General features: G+C 72.0%; 3 protein-coding genes. 2 read left to right on the top strand and 1 reads right to left on the bottom strand.

All coding sequences use genetic code 11. The features are described from left to right. Nucleotides 1-74: 74 nt before the first annotated feature. Nucleotides 75-1,145, bottom strand: coding sequence for a LacI family DNA-binding transcriptional regulator (locus ACFRCR_RS16545; protein ID WP_377679040.1), 1,071 nt, complete (start codon nucleotides 1,143-1,145; stop codon nucleotides 75-77). A 295-nt stretch (nucleotides 1,146-1,440) separates the two neighbouring features. On the opposite strand from ACFRCR_RS16545, the gene ACFRCR_RS16540 reads away from it, so the two are divergent. Then, nucleotides 1,441-3,678, top strand: coding sequence for a discoidin domain-containing protein (locus ACFRCR_RS16540; RefSeq protein ID WP_377679039.1), 2,238 nt, complete (start codon nucleotides 1,441-1,443; stop codon nucleotides 3,676-3,678). Between the two features lie 122 nt (nucleotides 3,679-3,800). Further along, the gene (locus tag ACFRCR_RS16535) at nucleotides 3,801-5,225 is read left to right on the top strand and encodes a DUF1996 domain-containing protein (protein ID WP_377679037.1); all 1,425 of its coding nucleotides are present in this window, start codon (nucleotides 3,801-3,803) and stop codon (nucleotides 5,223-5,225) included. The last annotated feature ends 67 nt before the right edge of the window (nucleotides 5,226-5,292 follow it).

Below are 5,292 nucleotides of genomic sequence, written 5' to 3'. Positions count from 1 at the left end.
GTCCCGCGACGCTCGTCGTCGGGACGGCCGGACCGGCGGCCCAGCCGGCGGCCCAGCCGGCCCGGTCCGACGACTCAGGCCGAGTCGCGCACCACGAGCGCGGGCTCGAACAGGACCGAGCGGACCGCGAGCGACGGGTCCTCGATGCGTTCGAGCAGGAGCCGGACCATCTCCCCCGCCATCTCCTCGACCGGCTGGCGCACGGTCGTCAGCGCGGGGCGAGCACGCTGCGCGAGCGCGGTGTCGTCGAACCCGATGACCGCGACGTCCTCGGGGACCCGGCGTCCGCTCTCCCGGAGCACGTCGATCACCCCCTGGGCCATGAGGTCGTTCCCGGCGAAGACCGCGTCGACGTCCGGCGCCTGCTCGAGCAGCGCCCGCATCGCGGCGTCGCCGCTCTCGATCGTGAAGTTCCCCTCGACCGAGGGCACGTAGGCGTGCCCGCGCCGCGCGAGCGCGTCGCGGAACCCGGCGAGCCGGTCGTTCGCCGCGGGCACCCCGAGCGGCCCCGACACCGCGGCCAGGGCGGTCCGGCCGTCGGCCAGGAAGTGCTCGGCGGCAAGCGCTCCCCCGTCACGGTTGGCCAGGTCGACGAAGCTGAGCGGGAGCGACGTCGCGGGGCGTGCGAACAGCACCGCGGGCCGTCCCGCCTCGACCAGGAGTGCGGGCAGCGGGTCGTCGGCGCGAGTCGAGACGTGCAGGACGCCGTCGGCGTTCCCCTGCCGCACGTACGAGACCACCTGGGCCCGCGCGGCGTCGTCCTCGGCCAGCATGAGGACCGGGTGGACGTCGTGCGGCCGCAGCGCCCGGACGATGCCCGCGACGATGCGTCCGAAGAACGGGTCGTCGAACACGTGACCCGCGTAGCGGCTCCCGCCCGACCCGGGGTCGGTCGCGGGGTCGGTCTCGGGGTCCGTCCCGGAGATCACGAGCGCGACGCTCCCGGTCCGGCGGGTCACGAGCGTGCGGGCCGCCCGGTGCGGGGCGTACCCCGTCGCGGCGACCGCGCTCAGCACGAGCTCCTGGAGGTCGGGCGCGACCTTGCGCTTGCCGTTGATGACGCGCGATGCGGTCGCGCGCGAGACTCCGGCGACGCGCGCGACGTCGTCGAGCGTCGGACCGGCGGGAGGACGGGGAGATGTCACGGGGCGACGCTAGCACTTGCGGGATAGCGCTTTCCCACGAGGCACCTGACCGAGACCGCCACCAAGCCCTGTGATTCCAACGATCCTGACGCAACAGCGCTACTTGCACCGCAAGGCTGGATTCACCCTGCGATCCCGATCTTGGGAACCGTTCCCTTGACAGGTCTCCAGAACGTCGGAATACTCCGAATTCGGGTAAGAGCGCTCTCCCATATGGATCCAGCTCGACGAAGAACTGACTCCCGGAGCCTGGCCGACGACGGCCAGGACTCCCGTCTCCCCCGAGAGGTAGAACATGAGACCCCCGCACACCCCTGCCCGCCCGCAGCACAGGAGACGGCGCAGCCTCACCGCGCTCGCGCTGTCGCTGCTCGTCGCCTCGGCGACCCTCGTGCCCGTCGGAGCGGCCGAGGCGGCCCCGACCCTCCTGTCCCAGGGCAGGCCCGCCACGGCGTCCTCGGTCGAGAACGCCGACTACACGCCCGCCTCGGCAGCCGTCGACGGGGACGCCGGCACCCGCTGGGCCAGCGCCTGGTCCGACCCCCAGTGGATACAGGTCGATCTCCAGCAGCGTGCGGCGATCGAGCGCGTCGAGCTCCGGTGGGAGACGGCGCACGCCAAGGCGTACAGGGTCCAGGTCTCGGACGACGCCACGACCTGGACCGACGTCTACTCGACGCAGTCCTCGCCGGGAGGCACCGAGACCCTTGCGGTCTCCGGCGCGGGTCGCTACGTCCGGCTCCTCGCGACGCAGCGCGCCACGGGCTACGGGAGCTCCCTGTGGGAGCTCAAGGTCTTCGGCACGCCAGGCGCCGGACCGGTCGACCCCGTCGACCCGACCGACCCCGACTACGTGAACCCGGGTCACCCGAACGTGCCCGTGCCGGACTCCGGCCCGAGCACGGTCAAGGTCGTGGGCGGCTCCGGTGACTGGGACCTCCAGGTCGACGGCAGGCCGTACACGGTCAAGGGCTTCACCTGGGGCCCGTCGTTCGCCTCGGCGGACCACTACATGGGTCCGCTCGTCGCCATGGGCGCCAACACGGTCCGCACGTGGGGCACGGGAGCCGACACGAAGCAGCTCCTCGACTCCGCGGCCGCTCACGACGTCCGCGTGGTCATGGGCTTCTGGCTCCTGCCGGGCGGCGGACCGGGCTCGGGCGGGTGCATCAACTACACGACCGACACGAGCTACAAGGCGACGACCAAGGCCGACATCCTCCACTGGGTCGAGACGTACGAGAACCACCCGGGCGTCCTGATGTGGAACATCGGCAACGAGGCCATCCTGGGCCTGCAGAACTGCTTCTCGGGCACGGTCCTCGAGGCCGAGCGCAACGCGTACGCCGCGTTCGTCAACGAGGTCAGCGTCGCGATCCACCAGGTCGACCCGAACCACCCCACGACCAACACCGACGCCTGGGCCGGCGCCTGGCCGTACCTCGAGGCCAACGCCCCGGACCTCGACCTGCTCTCGATCAACGCCTACGGCGACGTGTGCAACATCCGTGAGAACTGGGAGGCCGGCGGCTACGACAAGCCCTACCTGCTGACCGAGGGCGGAGCGGCCGGCGAGTGGGAGGTACCGGACGACGTCAACGGCGTCCCCGACGAGCCGACCGACATCGAGAAGGGCGCGGCGTACGTCTCGTCCTGGAATTGCCTCATGGAGCACGAGGGCAAGGCGCTCGGCGCGACGTTCTTCCACTACGGCACCGAGGGCGACTTCGGCGGCGTCTGGTTCAACGTGATCCCGGGCGACAACAAGCGTCTCGGCTACTACTCGATCGCCAAGGCGTGGGGCGTCGACACCTCCGCGATGAACACCCCGCCCCGCATCCGGAGCATGGACGTCCCGGGCTCGACGAGCGTCGTGGCCGGGTCCTCGGTGGACCTGAACCTGACCGTGACCGACCCCGACGGCGACCCGATCAACTACGTCGCCTTCTTCAACAGCAAGTACATCGACGGGGCGGGCGGGCTCGCCTGGACCGCGCTCACGCAGACCGGCCCCGGGAAGTTCACGGTCACCGCGCCCGAGCGCCTGGGCGTGTGGAAGGTCTACGTGTTCGCCGAGGACGGTCAGGGCAACGTGGGCGTCGAGACCCGCTCGCTGCGCGTCGTGCCGCCCGCGGTCCAGGGCACGAACGTCGCGCTGGGCAAGACCGCGACCGCGTCGAGCTTCGACCCGTGGAACGGCGACTACTCGGCCGCCCGTGCGGTCGACGGCGACCTGGGCACGCGCTGGGCGAGCCAGTGGGGCCCGACGGCCTGGTTCCAGGTCGACCTGGGCTCGGTCCAGTCGTTCGACCGCCTCCAGCTCGTGTGGGAGGCGGCCTACGGGAAGTCGTACGAGGTCCAGACCTCGACCGACGGCTCGACGTGGACGACCGTCAGGACCGTCACGGGCGGCAACGGCGGCGTCGACGACCTCGACGTCGCGGGGACCGGGCGCTACGTGCGTCTGAACCTCACGGAGCGCGGCACGGAGTGGGGCTACTCGCTCTTCGAGCTCGGCGTCTACCGGCGCTGACGAGACCCCGGGTGGGAGCAGCGCCCCTGCTCCCACCCGGCCCGCGCCCGGGGGCCACCGCACGGTGGTGGGCGCGTCGCGCTCCGGCGCGACCTCCCGACGACGACGTCACAGGAGGAAGCATGCATCGCACCGTTCCCACGTCCCGCCTCGCGCGCGGGCACACGTCCCGCCCGGCTCCCCGCGCCCGACGGCGCACGCGCGCCCTGGTCGGGTCGCTCGCGGTCGCCGCTCTGGTCACCTCGTCCGCGGTCGCGCTCGGCGTGGCCGGCCCGGCGACCGCCGCACCCGGGACCCTGCTCTCGCAGGGCGCCGCGACCGAGGCGTCGAGCTCCGAGTCCGGCGGGCTCGGTCCGCGGTTCGCGGTCGACGGCGACCGGTCGACCCGGTGGGCCAGCTCGCCGGGCGACGACCAGTGGTTCCGCGTGGACCTGGGCCGCTCGTTCGCGCTCGACCGGGTGGTCCTCGACTGGGAGGCCGCGTACGGCAGGGCGTTCACCGTCCAGGTGTCCGACGACGCCGCGACCTGGTCGACGGCGGCGACCGTCACGGCCGGCACGGGCGGGCTCCAGTCGCTCGACGTCGAGGCGACGGGACGCTACGTCCAACTCGTCGGGACCCAGCGCGCCACGGGCTACGGCTACTCGCTGTTCGAGCTCCAGGTCTTCGGCGACGGCACGCCGGTCGAGGTCCCGCAGACCCCGGGGTTCGACGACGAGGTCACGCACCACGAGTTCCAGGCGAACTGCTCGTTCTCGCACTTCGCGAACGACGACCCCATCGTCTTCCCGGGCCAGCCGGGCGCCTCGCACCTGCACACGTTCGTCGGCAACCGGTCGACGAACGCCTTCACGACCCCGGAGTCGCTCTTCGCGAGCACCGACTCGACGTGCACGGTCCCCCAGGACCACTCGTCGTACTGGTTCCCCGCGCTGTACCGCGGGGACACGCCGATCGCCCCGGACATCCCCATGACGATCTACTACAAGTCGGGGATCGACGACTACACCCGGGTCGTCCCGTTCCCCGCGGGCCTGGAGTTCGTCGCGGGCGACATGATGGCCACGGTCGACTCGTTCCGCACGGCCCCGGGCGCGGTCGAGGGCTGGGAGTGCGGCGAGATCTCCAAGAGCTGGTCCATCCCGGACCACTGCGACCCGGGCAGCCAGCTCAACCTGCGGTACCAGTCGCCGAGCTGCTGGGACGGCAAGCACCTGACGCCCGGTGCGGCCTCGCACATGGGGCACGGCACGCACATGGCCTACCCGGTCGCCGGACAGTGCCCCCTGACCCACCCGGTCGCGGTGCCCATGCTCGAGTTCAAGATCGCCTGGCCCGTGAGCGGTGACATGTCGGACGTGCGCCTGGCCAGCGGATCGGACCAGTCCTGGCACTACGACTTCGTCAACGCCTGGGAGCAGGACGTGCTCGCGGCGCTCGTGAAGCAGTGCATCAACGGCGGTCTCCAGTGCAACCCGCGCGGGTACGACCTCTACAAGCCGCACCGCGGGACGGTCCTCGACGAGGACTTCGACCTCGTGGGCTGACCGGCGACGCCCCGGGGCGACCCCGGGCGACCCGAAGACGACGCAGGGCCCGGAGCCGTCAGGGGGC

It is taken from the genome of Oerskovia sp. NPDC056781, from assembly GCF_042789955.1.
Classification (GTDB): Bacteria; Actinomycetota; Actinomycetes; order Actinomycetales; family Cellulomonadaceae; genus Oerskovia; species Oerskovia rustica.
Note: the sequence above shows the minus strand (reverse complement) of the source record. Positions and strands in the feature narration are given on the sequence as shown.